This window comes from Pseudodesulfovibrio thermohalotolerans (assembly GCF_021353295.2).
GTDB lineage: Bacteria > Desulfobacterota > Desulfovibrionia > Desulfovibrionales > Desulfovibrionaceae > Pseudodesulfovibrio > Pseudodesulfovibrio thermohalotolerans.
In genome coordinates this window covers 3,797,445-3,812,449 of the sequence record NZ_CP120635.1, presented here as the reverse complement: position 1 = coordinate 3,812,449, position 15,005 = coordinate 3,797,445, and the positions used below count along the sequence as shown (strand labels likewise).

Here is a 15,005-nt window from a genome sequence, read left to right as displayed (position 1 = left end):
AGTTAGGCTCAAGCCACAAAATGGCCTAAACCCGGACCGGGAGCGGTTTTCCCGGCCCGGATTCAGACCATTTTAGCCCCGGATTCTTAAGAGAGCGCGGGTCCGGGGACCCGCGCTCTCGGGGTGATCATTACCTAAGCTTAGGCGTCGGGGATGATCTTGACGTAGGGCTTCTTGAAGACGGTGGTCACGCCAGTGGCGGGATCGTAAGTGGAGTTACAGAAGCACTTCCACTTGGAGTCATCCAGGCCCATGAAGTCGCCGCGGTAGTAGAAGCCCGGGTAACGGGATTCTTCGCGGAACTCGATGTGCTGCATGTGCAGGCGGACGGTCCACAGGCGGTGGAACTGCTCCCAGCAGCGCATCAGCTCGTGCAGGTCGCGAGCGGCGAGCTTCTTGGAGTCTTCTTCCATCATGCCGAGCAGCCAGAAGCCGGTGTTCAGCAGAGCCTTGGAGGTCATGTACAGAGTACCAACGCCACCGCCGTATTCATCGGTGCACTTGATGAGGCGCATCATGAAGTTGTGCGGGGTGATGTAGGCCGGGTTCACGACGGGATCGGTGGAACCGGTCTTGTTCTCTTCGTAGGTGTACCAGGGCTGGTAGATTTCCTTGGCCATGTCGGCGGCGGTTTCCTTCAGCGCGGGCTTGAAGTCCTTGTGGTCCACGCACCAGCGCACCAGCTGCTTACCGACGATGCGGCCTTCAGCGTGGGAACCGGAGGAGAACTTGTGGCCGGAGGCGCCAACGCCGTCAGCGCAGGTGAACAGGCCGTTGACGGAGGTCATACGGTTGTACACTTTGCCGTTGTCGGCCTTGACCTTGTAGGACTCGGGAACCCAAGCCTCGTCCGGACCGGAAACCCAGATGCCGCAGCAACCGGAGTGGGAGCCCAGGAGGTACGGCTCGGTGGGCATGATCTCGGAACCGCGATCCTCGGGAGCGCAGTTGGTGGCGGCCCACAGGTTGGCCTGGCCGACGCACATGTCGAGGAAGTCTTCCCAAGCCTCGGACTCGAGGTGCTTCCACTCGGGACCGGACAGGTCGCCGTTGACGGTGTTCAGCAGGGCGGTCTTGGTGTCCATGAAGATCGGGCCGCGGCCTTCACGCATTTCACGGAGCATCATGTGGTTACGCAGGCAGGTGGGGATGATGTGACCCTTGGCGTAGCCGCGATCCTCGTAAGGCTTCAGCATGGCGCGGTTGGTCTCGCAGTAGTCCTCACCCTTGTAGTTGGTGGCTTTGGCCTTGAAGAGCAGGAACCAAGCGCCGACCGGGCCGTAACCGTCCTTGAAGCGGGCGGGGACGAAGCGGTTTTCCATCATGGTCATTTCAGCGCCGACCTGAGCACACATGGTGTAGGTGGAACCAGCGTTCCAGACCGGGTACCAGGCGCGGCCCATGCCCTCACCGGTGGAGCGGGGGCGGTAGACGTTGACGGCGCCGCCGCAAGCCACGACAGCGGCGTTGCAGGTGTAGACGTAAACTTTGTTTTCACGGGTGGAGAAGCCGACGGCACCGGCGATGCGGTTGGGCTCGTTGGCGTCCAGGAGCATCTTAACGATGAAGACACGCTCGACGTAGCGGTCCTCGCCCAGGGCGTTCTTCGCGGCCTCGGCGACGATGCACTTGTAGGACTCACCGTTGATCATGATCTGCCAGCGGCCGGAACGGACCGGAGCAGCGCCGTCGCGGATGGCGAGGCCTTCGGCCTTGGCTTTGGCGCCGTCGAGGTTCTTGCCGTCTTTCTTGACCCAAACGGGGAGGCCCCATTCTTCAAACAGGTGGACGGAGTCGTCAACGTGACGGCCCAGGTCGAAGATCAGGTCTTCGCGGACGATGCCCATGAGGTCGGTGCGGACCATGCGGACGTAATCGTCGACATCGTTCTCACCGCAGTAGGTGTTGATGGCGGACAGGCCCTGAGCAACAGCGCCGGAACGCTCCAGAGCGGCCTTGTCGCAAAGCATGATCGACAGGGAAGGATCTACTTTGTCGGCCCAGCGGACGGCCTCGAAGGCGGCACCGCAGCAACCCATGCCGCCGCCGACCAACAGGATATCAACGTGCTGTTCGATGATTTCCGGCTCGGCGAGAGCAACACCCTTGGAGGCTTCTTTGATAGGAAGCAGAGGCATAGTTTTTCTCCTAATATTTGAAGTGATTCAAGTAGTCTAAATTAGACAAGATCTCGCAAACCGGGACTAGACCAGGCTGGCGTAGTCTTCCAGCTTCCACTCTTTCTTCAGGTCGGCGTCAGTGACGGAGGCCTCTTCCATGACGGCGGTCTTCGGATCAACCAGCGCGGTCTCGGTGAACAGGAGCTCGGAGTCCAGATCGCCAGGTTCGGGCTTGCCGTCGAAGGGCTTGATGGAACCTTCAGCAGTGGTGCGGATGGGGAACTTGAAGCGCTTCACGCTGCCATTACGGAATTTGATGGTCCACATGATGTCTTCAGCGGAACGCATCGGGATGGAGGTACCACCCATAGGGGCGAAGTCGGCGTACGGACGGGCTTCAATAGCGCCCTGGGGGCAAATTTTCACGCAGGAGTAACATTCCCAGCAAGCGGACGGTTCCTGGTTGTAGGCCTTCATTTCGGCGGGATCCAGGATCATCAGATCGTTAGGGCAAATGTACATGCAAGCGGTCTTTTCGCCACCCTTGCAGCCGTCACATTTTTCCGGGTTAACAAAGGTCGGCATAACTTCTCCTCCTAAATAGGGTTTTATTATTCATGATAACCGACATCCTCTACCTAAACGAAAATCGACGCCCTTTTTAACCGGGCGGAATTTGGGAGTAGCAAGACGCAACACCCTTGTCAACGTGAAAGTGAATTTTTGAACAAGCGTATAATGTCACCAAAGCTCGGGGTTTGGACTTGTTGCCGGGAAACGCCCGCCCGGCAAGCATTCACACGTACCGCCAGCGCAAAGCGGGCCGCAAAAAAACGACTATTGAAACCCTTACCGTTTTTAGTTTAAACAAACAAAGAATTGCAAGCCTTTTTTAAATTTATCCGGTAATATTATAGCGACAAATCAACATGCTGAAATAACAGGAGAAAAATACGGAGAAAAAACCCATTTTTTCTAGACTTTTTCCCGAGAAGGTCTACCCGGCGTCCTCAACCCCCTTCCGGCGGCAAATTGTTGCAGTACGGGCAGAAAAAACAGCTTGACACGACTTTCACAAACAGCCAATAAAGGCGGACCCTCTAAATGGGAATTACTCATGGTCTTGCAAGCGGCCAAGGCGGCACGCCATGAATGAAGGCTATGGAATCACTGACTAAAAACTTAGGAGGCTTAAATGTCTAACCTCGTAGCACCCCACGGTGGAAAAGGTCTCGTTTGCTGTCTGCTCGAAGGCGCAGAGCTCGAAGCTGAAATCAAAAAAGCCGAAGGCCTGAAGACCCTCGATATTTCCGATCGCGCCAAGGGCGACCTGATCATGATGGGCATCGGCGGCTTCTCTCCGCTGAACGGCTTCATGAAGAAGGCTGACTGGGCCGGCGTCTGCGAAAAGTTCCTGATGGCCGATGGAACCTTCTGGCCCATCCCCATCACTCTCGACACTGACGACGAAGACGTCAAAGTCGGTGACGAAGTGGCCCTGAAGGCCAAGGACGGCGTGGTCTACGCGACCATGAAGATCGAAGAAAAGTACGAGATGACCGAAGCCGACAAGAAGTGGGAATGCGAGTTGGTCTACAAGGGCCACGGCGAAGATTCCGCTGACGACAAGTTCTGGGAAGTCGCCATGGAAGACCACCCCGGCGTCCAGATGGTCATGGCTCAGGGCAAGTACAACCTGGCCGGTCCCGTCAAGGTCCTGTCCGAGGGCGACTACGCCAAGCGTTACCCGGGCGTCTACCAGACCCCCGCTCAGATTCGCGCCGAGATGGAAAAGCGCGGTTGGTCCAAGGTTGCCGCCCTGCAGCTGCGCAACCCCATGCACCGCTCCCATGAATTCCTGGCCAAGATCGCCATCGAAGTTTGCGACGGCGTGGTCATCCACTCCCTCATCGGCAACCTGAAGCCGGGCGACATCCCGGGTGAAGTCCGCATCAAGTGCATCCAGACCCTGATCGACAACTACTTCGTGCCCGAGAACGTCATCAACGCCGGTTACCCGCTCGACATGCGTTACGCAGGTCCGCGTGAAGGCCTGATGCACGCCACCTTCCGCCAGAACTACGGCATCAACAACATGCTCATCGGCCGCGACCATGCCGGCGTCGGCGACTTCTACGGCCTGTTCGAGGCCCAGGACATCTTCAAGAAGATCCCCTACGTCAACGAAGCCTGCCCCGAACCCGGCAAGGCCCTGCTTTGCCAGCCGATGAACATCGACTGGACCTTCTACTGCTACAAGTGCGACGGCATGGCCTCCATGCGCACCTGCCCGCACACCAAGGAAGACCGCGTCATCCTGTCCGGCACCAAGCTCCGCAAGGCACTGTCCGAAGGCGCCGAGGTTCCGGATCACTTTGGCCGTGACGAAGTCCTGGTCATCCTCCGCGACTACTACGAGAACCTCACCGAAAAGGTCGAGGTCAAGATGCAGAAGGCCGCTTCCGGTCAGGACATGAAGTAATCTGATACATAAGCGGGCCGGTTATGCCGGCCGTTCAGGGGGGGTCGGTTTCCGCCGGCCCCCCTCTTTTTCGGCCAATGGCGCGGGGCCGCGTCGGTTCCACGCGAAAAAAAGGGCCGCCCCGTGGGCAGCCCCTGTTCGTTGTCCATTTATCTCGGACGGCTACTGCTTCAGATGCCAGACTCCGTCATCGTCGCGCCAGGCCTTGGCCATGATCGTGTCGCCATCCTTTTCGTCCTTGATATACACATCGCGGTAGACCTTGTTTTCCGCCACATAGGGAGGACTCGGGGTCGCCGAGTAGTTCGCCCCGGTGTCGGGATTGGTCCAGACGCTGGCCTGGTTGGACCTGCCGGTCTCCAGGGTCTTCTGGACCTGCGCCTCGTCGTACTTGTCCCATTCATTGCCCACGATATAGCCGAACAGCGTGCCCACGCCCGCTCCAACGACCGCCCCGAGGAGCTTGTCCTTGAACGTCAGCGAGCCGATGGTCGCGCCAGCCAGGCCGCCAACGGCCGCGCCCTGCTGGGCCTTGGTGGCGCAGCCGTATCCGGCGGCCAGAAAGCAGGCCATCAACGCGGCTATCAAAACTTTCTTCATGGTTTCAACCTCCAGAGAATTACGGTGTTTCGCATGATCGCGCCGGTCCGGGTCCGAAATAGAGAACCGACTCTATACAATCTGCCTGTTGCGCCGCGTCATGTCCAGCACGGATGCGACGCCCTCCCATCGGGGCGGACAGCGCGCCGGGCCTTGCAAATCGCGCGTTTTCAGGCTAGAGAAGCCTTTCCCTTTCACAGGGAACCATATCACAAATAAGGAAGACGGAAAGACGATGATCAAGATCCGCAAAGATGACGGTCCCTTCGAGGACCGTCCCCGCAAGGACGCCGAACAGGGCGCCGCAAACGAATCCCCCCGCAAAGACATGAACCGACCGCGACGCGACGAACGCCGCGGCCCGCGCAAGTTCAACAAGCGCAACGACCGCGATTTCTTCGGCCGCAGGCCGGAAGCGCCCGCCCGAGACGAAGACGGCCCGTCCAAGTCCGACGAGGTCACCGGCCGCCGCTACAACGATATTTCCGACATCGACGACCAGATCCTGCATCTGCTGGAAAAACGCGCGTTCCTCATCCGCAAGGAAGGGGCATGGCGCAAATCCCGCCAGAAGTCCCTGGTCGACCCCAAGCTGGAGAAGCTGCTGCGCGGCTCCTTCGACAGGGCATCCGGCCGTCTCGGCCTCGACGCCAAGCTGTCCAAGCAGCTTTTCACCCTGCTCAACCAGTTCTCCCTGGCCGACGCGCGCAAGAAGTTCGAGGGCGAAGGCTACAAGCTCGCCCCGCGCGTGGAACCCATCTCGGCGGGCATCACCGGCCCCCGCTCGTTCCGCTTCACCCGCATGATGCTGGCCATGGCCGCGAGCGCGGGAGCCTCCGTCACCCTGGCCCCGGTGACCATGAACGCCCCGAACAAGGACCTGGCCAAGGCCCTCAAGCAGGTGGGCGCGCCCATCCATTGGGACGATGACTTCATCCGCAACGACGGCGGCCGGACCCTCCAGTTCGAAGGCAGCATGGCCTTTGTGGGCGAAGACAAGTTCAATTTCTATATGCTGCTCTGCCTGGCCCTGGGCCACGCCGGGCGGTGCAAGTTCACGGGCAAGCCCTCCCTGCAACTCCTGGACGCCTCGTCGCTGAACAAGGTGCTGCCGTCCCTGGGCGCGCGGGTCGTACCCATGAACCCGAACAACCCGGGCCTGCCGGTCCGCCTGGAGTGCGGCGGAGCCATGGACGCGGAAGTGAGCCTGCCCGGCTTCATCGACCCTGATTTCGCAGCCGCCCTGACCCTGGCCGCCTGGTCCTATCCCGGCGGACTGACCATCAAGGGGCTCACCTCCGAGGCCCGCGACCGCGTGGCCGAAGCCGTATCCGTGCTCGACGCCTGCGGCATCAAGGCCAAGCTCGGCAAGGATTCCGTAACCGTGTCCGACGGCGTCCCGTCCATCGACCCGAAGCCGCAACTGCCCCTTTCCGTACCCCTGAACGCCATGCTCCTGGCCCTGCCCCTGCTGTGCGGCGGCCGGATAAACGTGGAGGGCGCATGGCCCGCCGGCGAACAGGCCGAACGGGTGCTGGAGCAGCTCAAGGCGCTCGGCCTGCGCATCGACAAGGCCACCGAGAACGTGGTGGCCTCCATGGAAGGCGAACTGCCCGAAGCCCCGGCCATCACCTTGGGCGCATCCTCCGACTTCATGCCCATGGCCCTGGCCCTGGCGCTCAAGGCGGGCCACGCCCGCCTGTCCGGCGCGAACAACGACGTGGCCATCGAGCTTCTGGACCGCATGGGCGCGAGCTACGAAATCGACGGCGACGTCATCGAGCTCAAATCCGGCAATCCGCGCTGGGACGGCACCTGGTTCAGCCCCGACCCGATCTGGTCCATGGGCTGCGCCCTGGCCTCCTTCGCCGTGCCCGGCATCGTCCTCGAAAACCACGGCGAGGTGACCGCCACCTGGCCCGAGTTCTGGAACTTCTATAACTCCCTGCCCACGGGCAAGATGAAACCCAAACCGGAACGCGAGAAGAAGGATGACACAAGAAGAAGAATCAAAATCCGGTGAGAAACGGCTCAGCGATGACGTCAACGTCCTTGAGGCGGAGGTGGCGGAACTGAGTCTGGACCTGGAAAAGACAAAACAGGCCGTACGGCGGCTTCGCGAAGAGGAAGATCCGGCCAAGGGCGTATACCGCCACGAGGAAATCTTCCAAATGCAGCAGAAAAAGCTGCGCCTCGACGTGGAGATCCAGTTCCGCACCAACAAGATAAACAGGATCAAGCTCGGTATCGAGGAGCTGGAGCCCTCCGAGGGCCTCAAGAACGGCTTCCTTTTCTGAGCCCCGCTTCATTTTACGACAAGGACCACCCTGTCCGGGGCGCGGCCTGGAGGATAATAATCCGGAACGACCGCACCCGGACGGCATCGAGAGAGAGACCCCCGTATTCCAGGAGAGAGAGCATGGGCAAGAACATCACCCGCAAGATCATCGAGAAGCACCTCGTTTCCGGCAACATGGTTCCCGGCGAAGAGGTGGGCCTGCGCATAGACCAGACCCTGACTCAGGACGCCACCGGCACCATGGCATGGCTGCAATACGAGGCCATCGGCATCGGCAGGGTCCGCACGGACCTGTCCGTGAGCTACGTTGACCACAACACCCTGCAGATGGGCTTCCGCAACCCCGACGACCATCGTTTCCTGCGCACCGTGGCCGCCAAGTCCGGCGCGGTATTCTCGCCCGCCGGCACCGGCATCTGCCACCAGTTGCACCTGGAAAACTTCGCCAAGCCCGGCGCGACCCTCATCGGCTCGGACTCCCACACCCCCACCGCGGGCGGCATCGGAGCCATGGCCATGGGCGCGGGCGGCCTCTCCGTGGCGCTGGCCATGGCGGGCGAACCGTACTTCATCCCCATGCCCAAGGTGGTCAAGGTCGAGCTGACCGGCGAACTGACCGGCTGGGCCCAGGGCAAGGACGTCATTCTCGAACTGCTGCGCCGCCTGACCGTCAAGGGCGGCGTGGGCAAGGTCTTCGAATACGCCGGTCCCGGCGTGGCCTCCCTGTCCGTGCCCGACCGCGCGACCATCACCAACATGGGCGCCGAACTGGGCGCGACCACTTCCATCTTCCCGTCCGACGAGACCACCCGCGACTTCCTGACCAAGATGGGCCGCGCCCACGACTGGATCGAACTCGTGGCCGACCCGGACGCAGAATACGACGAGGTCGTCGAGATCAACCTGTCCGAGCTGGAGCCCATGGTGGCCCAGCCGCACATGCCGGACCAGGTGTGCAAGGTAAAGGAATTGGCGGGCAAGAAGATCGATCAGGTAGCCATCGGCTCCTGCACCAACTCGTCCTACTCGGACCTCAAGAACACCGCCCAGATTCTGAGCGGCAGAATGACCCCGCCCGAGACCGATCTGCTCATCTCCCCCGGCTCCAAGCAAGTCATGAAGATGCTCGCCCGCGAAGGGCTCATCGAACCGCTGCTGGATGCGGGCGCGCGCCTGCTCGAATGTTCCTGCGGCCCGTGCATCGGCATGGGCGGCTCCCCGGTGTCGGCAGGCGTGTCCGTGCGCACCTTCAACCGCAACTTCGAGGGCCGCTCCGGCACCCAGGACGGCCAGATATTCCTGGTCTCCGCCCAGACCGCGGCCCGTCTCGCCCTGGACGGCGAATTCACCGACCCGGCCACCTGGGGCCCCGCGCCCGAGCGCGTCGCCCTGCCGGAGGACGTCCCGTCCATCCGCGGCCTGTTCGTCTTCCCGCCCGAGGACGGCTCGTCCGTCGAAGTCCTGCGCGGCCCCAACATCGTGGCCCTGGAAGACTTCGACAAGCTGCCCGAGACCATTGAAGCCAAGATTCTGCTCAAGGTCGACGACAACATCACCACCGACCATATCCTGCCCGCTGGCGCGCAGATCACCGCGCTACGCTCCAACATTCCGGCCATCAGCCAGTACATCTTCTCCCGCGTGGACGAAGGATTCGTGGGCCGCATGAAGGAACACGGCAAGGGCATCATCCTGGGCGGCGAGAACTACGGACAGGGCTCCAGCCGCGAACATGCGGCCCTGGGCCCTCGCCACCTGGGCGTCAAGGCCGTCGTGGTCAAGTCCCTGGCCCGCATCCACCGCGCCAACCTCATCAACTTCGGCATCCTGCCCCTGCTTCTGGTCGACCCCGCAGACTACGACCGCATGGACGAAGGAGCCGACCTGACCATCCCGGCCTCGGAAATCACCCCCGGCGGAACCGTGAACATGGTCTCCGGTTCCGGCGCAACCGTTGCGGTCACAAATGATTTGACCGAAAAGGAACTACAGATTATCCAGGCAGGTGGTCTCCTGAACGCCGTTCGGGAGGGCAAGTCCTAAGACCGGCACGACGGTGTCTCCCCATATGGGGGAGACACCCCGTTCATCATAGCTATCGGAGCAAAAATGTTAGAAATAATGCGCGAAAACGCGTCCGGCTGGATCGTCAAGATACTCTTCGCCATCATCATCATCGTCTTCGTCTTCGCCTTCGGCATGTCCGGGCTGGACAACTCGGGCGACCCGACCGTGGCCACGGTCAACGGGCAGGCCATATCCAGGGCCGAATACGAATCGATGTTCATGCGCGCATCGGAAAACCTCCGCCGTTCGAATCCCGATCTGCCCGCCGGGCAGCTTCGGTCGCCCGAATTCAAGCAGATGGTCCTTGGCGAACTCATAAGCCAGAAGCTGCTCCTCGGCGAGGCCGAGAAGCTCGGCATCCGCGCTTCCGACAAGGAAGTGGCCGCCGGCATCGCCGCCGTGCCCGCCTTCAAGGACGCCAAGGGCGTATTCAGCAACGACCGCTACCAGGCGGCACTCAGGGAAATCCGCATGACCCCGGCCGAGTTCGAAAAGAGCTACCGCCGCGATCTGACCATGCAGAAGGTCAAGGACGCCGTGGCCGCCTCGGCCGACGTATCCGAGGCCCAGGCCCGCCAGCTCTTCGACTGGATCGCCGAGCAGGTGCGCATCGACTACATCGAGACCCTGCCCGTCGACTTCCGTAATCAGGTGCATGTCGACGCGGCCGAAGTGAAGGCCTACTACGACGAGAACCAGGACCGCTTCAAAATCCCGGCCCAGACCTCGCTGCGGACCCTCACCTTCACCCCGGAGAACCTGGCCAGATTCCAGACCGTCACCGACGATGAGATCAAGGCCTACTTCGAAGCCAACAAGGACTCCCTGCAGGAGCCCGAACAAATCCACGCCCGCCACATCCTGGTCGCGGTCAAGAGCTCCGACTCCGACGCCGACAAGGAAAAGGCCAAGGCGCGCATCGACAAGATTTACGAGGAAGCCAAGGCTGGCGCGGACTTCGCCAAGCTCGCCGTGGACAACTCCGACGGCCCCAGCGCCTCCAATGGCGGCGACCTGGGCTGGTTCGGCAAGGGTTCCATGGTTCCGGCGTTCGAGGACGCGGCCTTCGCCCTGGGCAAGGGCGACGTCTCCAAGCCGGTCCAGACCCGCTTCGGCTGGCACATCATCAAGGTCGAGGACAAAAAGGAAGGGACCACCAAGACCCTTGAAGAGGCCAAGGACGAGATCAAGACCCGTCTGGCCCAGGAAAAGGGTTCCGACAAGGTCAACGAACTGCTCGATCAGGCCACCGACCGGCTCGTCTCCGGCATGAGCCTGAACGACATCGCCGCCGAGCTCGGCATCGAGGCCGTCGCCACCGATCCCATGCCCGCGCAGTTCCTGGCCCAGACCTTCGGCATGTCCGCCGACGCCGCCAAGGCGGTGGCAGACCTCGCCCCGGGCGAAGCGTACAAGAGCCCCGTGTCCATCAACGGCGGCTACATGCTCGTGGAAAAGATCGAGGACATCCCGGCTTCTGTCATGGCCCTCGACCTGGTCCGCCCGACCATCATCGACACCCTCAAGAGCCGCAAGGGCGCGGAGCTGGCACAGAAAGAGGCCGAAAAGATCCTCGCCGAGCTGACCGGCCCCAACGCCAAGGCCGCCGCCGCGAAATACGCCTCGCGCATCAAGACCAGCAAGCCCTTCAACCGCCAGGGCAACATCGCCGAGCTAGGCCAGAGCCAACCGCTGGCCAAGGGAGCCTTCGAGGCCAAGGGCGACAACTGGCTCAAGCTCGTCTACACCATGCCCAACGGCGGCGCCGTCGTGGCCCGCCTCAACGAGCGCATCCCGTCCCCGGACAAGACCTGGAAGGAACAGAAGCAATTCTGGATGGACCAGGCGAGCCAGAACTACCGCAGCGAAACCCTCGCCGCCTTCATGGACGACCTCAGCAAGAACGCCAAGGTCGACATCGCCAGGCCCGATATCCTGCAATAGCAAGGCTTCGGATTACCGACACAAAAGGGCTGCTCGCATTGAGCAGCCCTTTTTTTTGGATCTCGACCGGGTGTCGGGAAGAAGGCAGGGCGCTGCCCCGGGCCCCGCCAGAGAACCCTTTGAAAAGGGTTCTCTGGACTCTCCTAAACTTTTGGGGCTGACATAGAGATCTCTCTCCGTATTAGGGGAAACCATGAGGTTTAAGAGATCGCGTTTATCTGGCGCACTTCCGGTCGACTCATTGAGCATTTCGTTGCTGGTACCCCAGCCCGAACTGCCAGTAAGTTGGTCGGCGTTAACCGCAACACTGCTATAAGCTTTTACCTTAGGTTACGGAATATTATAGCAGAGCAGACGCCCTCAGTGGATATGTTTTCCGGTGAGGTCGAAGTGGATGAAAGCTATTTTGGAGGTTACAGGCGCGGCATTCGTGGCCGAGGTGCTGCGGGAAAGGTCGCCGTGTTTGGTGTCCTTAAGCGCAATGGAAGAGTCCATGCGCAAATTTTGCCCAACACAAAATCAAAGACCTTGAAGGAAATCATCGACTCCCAAGTGCATCCAGATAGCGTTGTGTATACGGATGGGGTGTCGTCTTACAAGGTACTCGATGTATCTGCATTTAAACACTATCGAATTAATCACTTGAAGAAGTATGTCGATGGTCACAACCACATCAATGGCATCGAGAACTTTTGGAATCAAGCCAAGCGTCACTTGAGGAAATACAATGGCATACCTCGAGATCATTTTTGGTTGTATTTGAAAGAGTGCGAATTCAGGTTTAATTACGGCTCTCCAAAAGAACAGCTATCTACCCTGAAAAAATGGATAAAAAGTCACAACACAGCATAGTTATCTATGTCAGCCCCTCTTTTTTTGCCCCCAGTCCCGTTTCAGGTCCCGGAACTTGAGGGCATTGTCCACACCCATGGCCCGCAGCCGTTTGGCGTGCCGGGGGCCGATGCCCCACACGTCGCCGATGTCGGTCCATCCGAACACGCGGTCCGGGGCCGGGCTGGCGTCGAGGTCGAACACGCCCCGGCTCCGCGCCTGTTCCTTGGCGAACCGGTTGGCGAGCTTGGCCAGGGTCTTTGTCCGGGCAATGCCCACGGAAACCGGGATGCCGGTCCAGGCCAGCACCGTGGCCCGCAACCGGCGCGCATACGTCGTTGCCCCGCCCGGCACGCCGGTCAGGTCGTAGAACGCCTCATCGATGGAATAGACCTCCACTTCCGGGCAGAACCGCGACAGAATTCGCATCACCCGCGCCGACATGTCGCCGTACAGCGCGTAGTTGGAGGAAAACACCGCCACTCCGTTCCGTTCGAGCATTCTCCGGCACTTGAAGTACGGCGTGCCCATGGCGATGCCCAGGGCTTTCGCCTCTCCTGACCGCGCGATCACGCAGCCGTCGTTGTTTGGCAGAACCACCACGGGCCGTTCAGCCATCTCCGGCCGGAACGCCCGCTCGCAGGACGCGTAGAAATTGTTGCAGTCGATCAGGGCGTAGCTTTTGGGCATGAAATGTCCCGGCCTTTGGTTTTTTGGGTTTGCGGTGGCGCTGCCGCCCTCCCCGCCGGTCTTTGCCGCGAAACCGGGACAGTCCGGCTGCGGGCTCTTCCTCTGATGGTTGTTATACCTTGTGCACCACATGGAGGACCACGCCCCACACGAGGAAGTCCGTGTCGTCGGTGAGGGGAATGGCCGTGTATTCCGGGTTCTCCGGGGCAAGCTCCAGGCCCAGCGGCGTCCGACGCAGTTGTTTCACCGTGAATTCGCCGTCAACGAGGGCTATGATTACGTTGCCGGTTCTGGGGTCCACCGAGCGGTCCACCACCAGGAGGTCGCCGTGGTGGATGCCCGCGCCGATCATGGAGTCGCCGGAAACGCGCACGAAGTAGGTCGCCTCCGGCCGCGCCACCAGGTGTTCGTTCAGGTCCAGCCGTTTTTCCAGATATTCCTCGGCGGGCGACGGGAATCCGGCGGGAACCGAAATCCGGCCGGGCCACCGACCTGACCCAACTTCCGGCCGGAAGGTCCGCATAGAGACAAGAAGCCATGTGAAAACCCTTTGTGTTGATCTAGATAAAACATTTTCGACAAAAATAAACAAAATGTCAATCTTGACAAAACAAAAAGAGGCTAAAAAACGCGAGAAGGTTTCCACCGCTTGGGAAGAGAAGCGAAAAGCCGAGCCCCTGCGGCTTTGGTTGGAGGAAGTCCTTCGCCGACGGCGACAGAGGGTTTCCAAAGGGGGCTCGCCCCTTTGGCCGCCGGAGGCGAAGTCTTCCGTCCATTCCGCCGAAGGCGGCTTCCCTATCCGTTTTCAAGATGAATGAGTTCGCGGAAGAGGGGCCGGAGGCGGACGCGAAAAAGCCCGGTCCGGCGGGTTGCCGGACCGGGCGGTCTTTCGGTCGGGGAAGGGGTGCTTCCTAGTAGTGCAGGTCGTCCTCGGTCATGGCCGTGGCGAAGTGCTTGTAGACCCAGAACTGGTAGCCGATGACGAGGGGCACGAAGACAACGGCCACGCCGAGCATGATTTGGAGCGTCAGGGGGCTGGACGCGGAATTCATGATGGTCAGGCTGTTGGCCGGATTGGGGTTGGACGGGATGATGGCCGGGAAGATGCCGATCACGCCGAACAGGGCCGTGCCGCCGATGTACAGGCAACTGGAGGCCCAGGCCATCCAGTATCGGCCCGCGCCGAGGTAGGTGCGCATGAGCACCAGTCCGGCCACGGGGAGCAGCAGGATGACGAAGAGCACCGGGTAGACCATATAGTTGCTGAACAACTGCGTGGACACGGCGGTGTAGGCCAGGAACAGGACGGTCAGGATGACCACGCCGGGCCACAGCTTGGTGGCCATGTTTTCAGCGCGCTGCTTGAGCTCGCCGGTGGTCCGGATGCACAGCCACAACGCCCCGTGCATCATGAAGATGGTCACGAACAGGATGCCGCCCGAGATACCGTAGGGGTTGAGCAGGCCGAGCAGGCCGGCCTGGGAGAACCCGGTCTCGTCGAGCGGGATGCCCTGGAAGATGTTTCCGAAGGCCACGCCCAGGAGCAGGGCGGGCAGGAAGGAGCACAGCGCGTGGGCGGTGTCCCATATTTTCTTCCAGGCGGGGCTTTCCACCTTGGAGCGGAACTCGAAGGACACGCCGCGCACGATCAGGGTAAAGAGGAGCAGCATGAGCGCCAGGTACAGGCCGCTGAACATTTGCGCGTAGGCGTAGGGGAAGGCGGCGAAGGTCACGCCGCCGGCCGCGATGAGCCACACCTCGTTGCCGTCCCAGAAGGGGCCGGTGGAGTTCAGAATGGCCCGTTTCTCGGTTTCGGTCCGGGCCAGAAAGGGCATCAGGGTGCCCACGCCCAGGTCGAAGCCGTCGAGGATGAAGTAGACGGCCCAGAGCACGCCCCAGAGGATGAACCAGATCATCGCCAGGTAATAGTGCAGCGAACCGGTTTCCATCAAAGTTTCCATAGATTTTCTCC

At 61.0% G+C, this 15,005-nt stretch carries 11 protein-coding genes and 1 pseudogene; 6 read left to right on the top strand and 6 right to left on the bottom strand.

Annotation, left to right across the window (positions count from 1 at the left end; all coding sequences use genetic code 11):
• Positions 1-140 precede the first annotated feature (140 nt).
• Both aprA and aprB read right to left on the bottom strand, forming a co-directional pair.
• Positions 141-2,138 carry an adenylyl-sulfate reductase subunit alpha gene (aprA, locus tag LF599_RS17895; RefSeq protein ID WP_279521759.1) on the bottom strand — a complete coding sequence of 666 codons (1,998 nt, stop codon included), beginning with the start codon at positions 2,136-2,138 and terminating at the stop codon, positions 141-143.
• A gap of 66 nt (positions 2,139-2,204) precedes the next feature.
• Entirely contained in the window at positions 2,205-2,705 is a 501-nt protein-coding gene (aprB, locus tag LF599_RS17890; RefSeq protein WP_269940367.1) for an adenylyl-sulfate reductase subunit beta, read from the bottom strand.
• Positions 2,706-3,315: 610 nt separating this feature from the next.
• Here aprB and sat point away from each other — a divergent pair.
• On the top strand, positions 3,316-4,602 hold the full coding sequence (gene sat, locus LF599_RS17885; RefSeq protein ID WP_269940368.1) for a sulfate adenylyltransferase: 1,287 nt from the start codon (positions 3,316-3,318) through the stop codon (positions 4,600-4,602).
• A gap of 162 nt (positions 4,603-4,764) precedes the next feature.
• Here sat and LF599_RS17880 read toward each other — a convergent pair whose 3' ends face one another.
• Positions 4,765-5,202, bottom strand: coding sequence for a glycine zipper domain-containing protein (locus LF599_RS17880; RefSeq protein ID WP_279521758.1), 438 nt, complete (start codon positions 5,200-5,202; stop codon positions 4,765-4,767).
• Between the two features lie 235 nt (positions 5,203-5,437).
• Between LF599_RS17880 and LF599_RS17875 the strand changes: the two genes are divergently transcribed.
• From LF599_RS17875 to LF599_RS17855, 5 genes and pseudogenes are all read left to right on the top strand, one after another.
• Positions 5,438-7,225 carry a chorismate mutase gene (locus LF599_RS17875; protein ID WP_279521757.1) on the top strand — a complete coding sequence of 596 codons (1,788 nt, stop codon included), beginning with the start codon at positions 5,438-5,440 and terminating at the stop codon, positions 7,223-7,225.
• Positions 7,194-7,499, top strand: a complete 306-nt coding sequence (locus LF599_RS17870) for a hypothetical protein (RefSeq protein WP_269940371.1) — start codon at positions 7,194-7,196, stop codon at positions 7,497-7,499. Before LF599_RS17875 ends, LF599_RS17870 begins: the two co-directional genes overlap by 32 nt.
• Positions 7,500-7,621: 122 nt before the next feature.
• On the top strand, positions 7,622-9,544 hold the full coding sequence (locus tag LF599_RS17865) for an aconitate hydratase (RefSeq protein WP_279521756.1): 1,923 nt from the start codon (positions 7,622-7,624) through the stop codon (positions 9,542-9,544).
• A gap of 66 nt (positions 9,545-9,610) precedes the next feature.
• Positions 9,611-11,512, top strand: a complete 1,902-nt coding sequence (locus tag LF599_RS17860; protein WP_279521755.1) for a SurA N-terminal domain-containing protein — start codon at positions 9,611-9,613, stop codon at positions 11,510-11,512.
• A 193-nt stretch (positions 11,513-11,705) separates the two neighbouring features.
• Positions 11,706-12,364, top strand: a pseudogene (locus LF599_RS17855) (IS1595 family transposase).
• A gap of 9 nt (positions 12,365-12,373) precedes the next feature.
• Here the strand turns inward: LF599_RS17855 and LF599_RS17850 are convergent.
• The 3 genes from LF599_RS17850 to cydB form a co-directional block, all read right to left on the bottom strand.
• Complete coding sequence (locus tag LF599_RS17850) at positions 12,374-13,033, bottom strand: Y-family DNA polymerase (RefSeq protein WP_319023424.1); 660 nt, start codon at positions 13,031-13,033, stop codon at positions 12,374-12,376.
• Between the two features lie 112 nt (positions 13,034-13,145).
• The gene (locus tag LF599_RS17845) at positions 13,146-13,556 is read right to left on the bottom strand and encodes a LexA family protein (RefSeq protein ID WP_269940375.1); all 411 of its coding nucleotides are present in this window, start codon (positions 13,554-13,556) and stop codon (positions 13,146-13,148) included.
• Between the two features lie 388 nt (positions 13,557-13,944).
• Positions 13,945-14,994 carry a cytochrome d ubiquinol oxidase subunit II gene (gene cydB, locus LF599_RS17840; RefSeq protein WP_279521754.1) on the bottom strand — a complete coding sequence of 350 codons (1,050 nt, stop codon included), beginning with the start codon at positions 14,992-14,994 and terminating at the stop codon, positions 13,945-13,947.
• Positions 14,995-15,005: the final 11 nt, after the last annotated feature.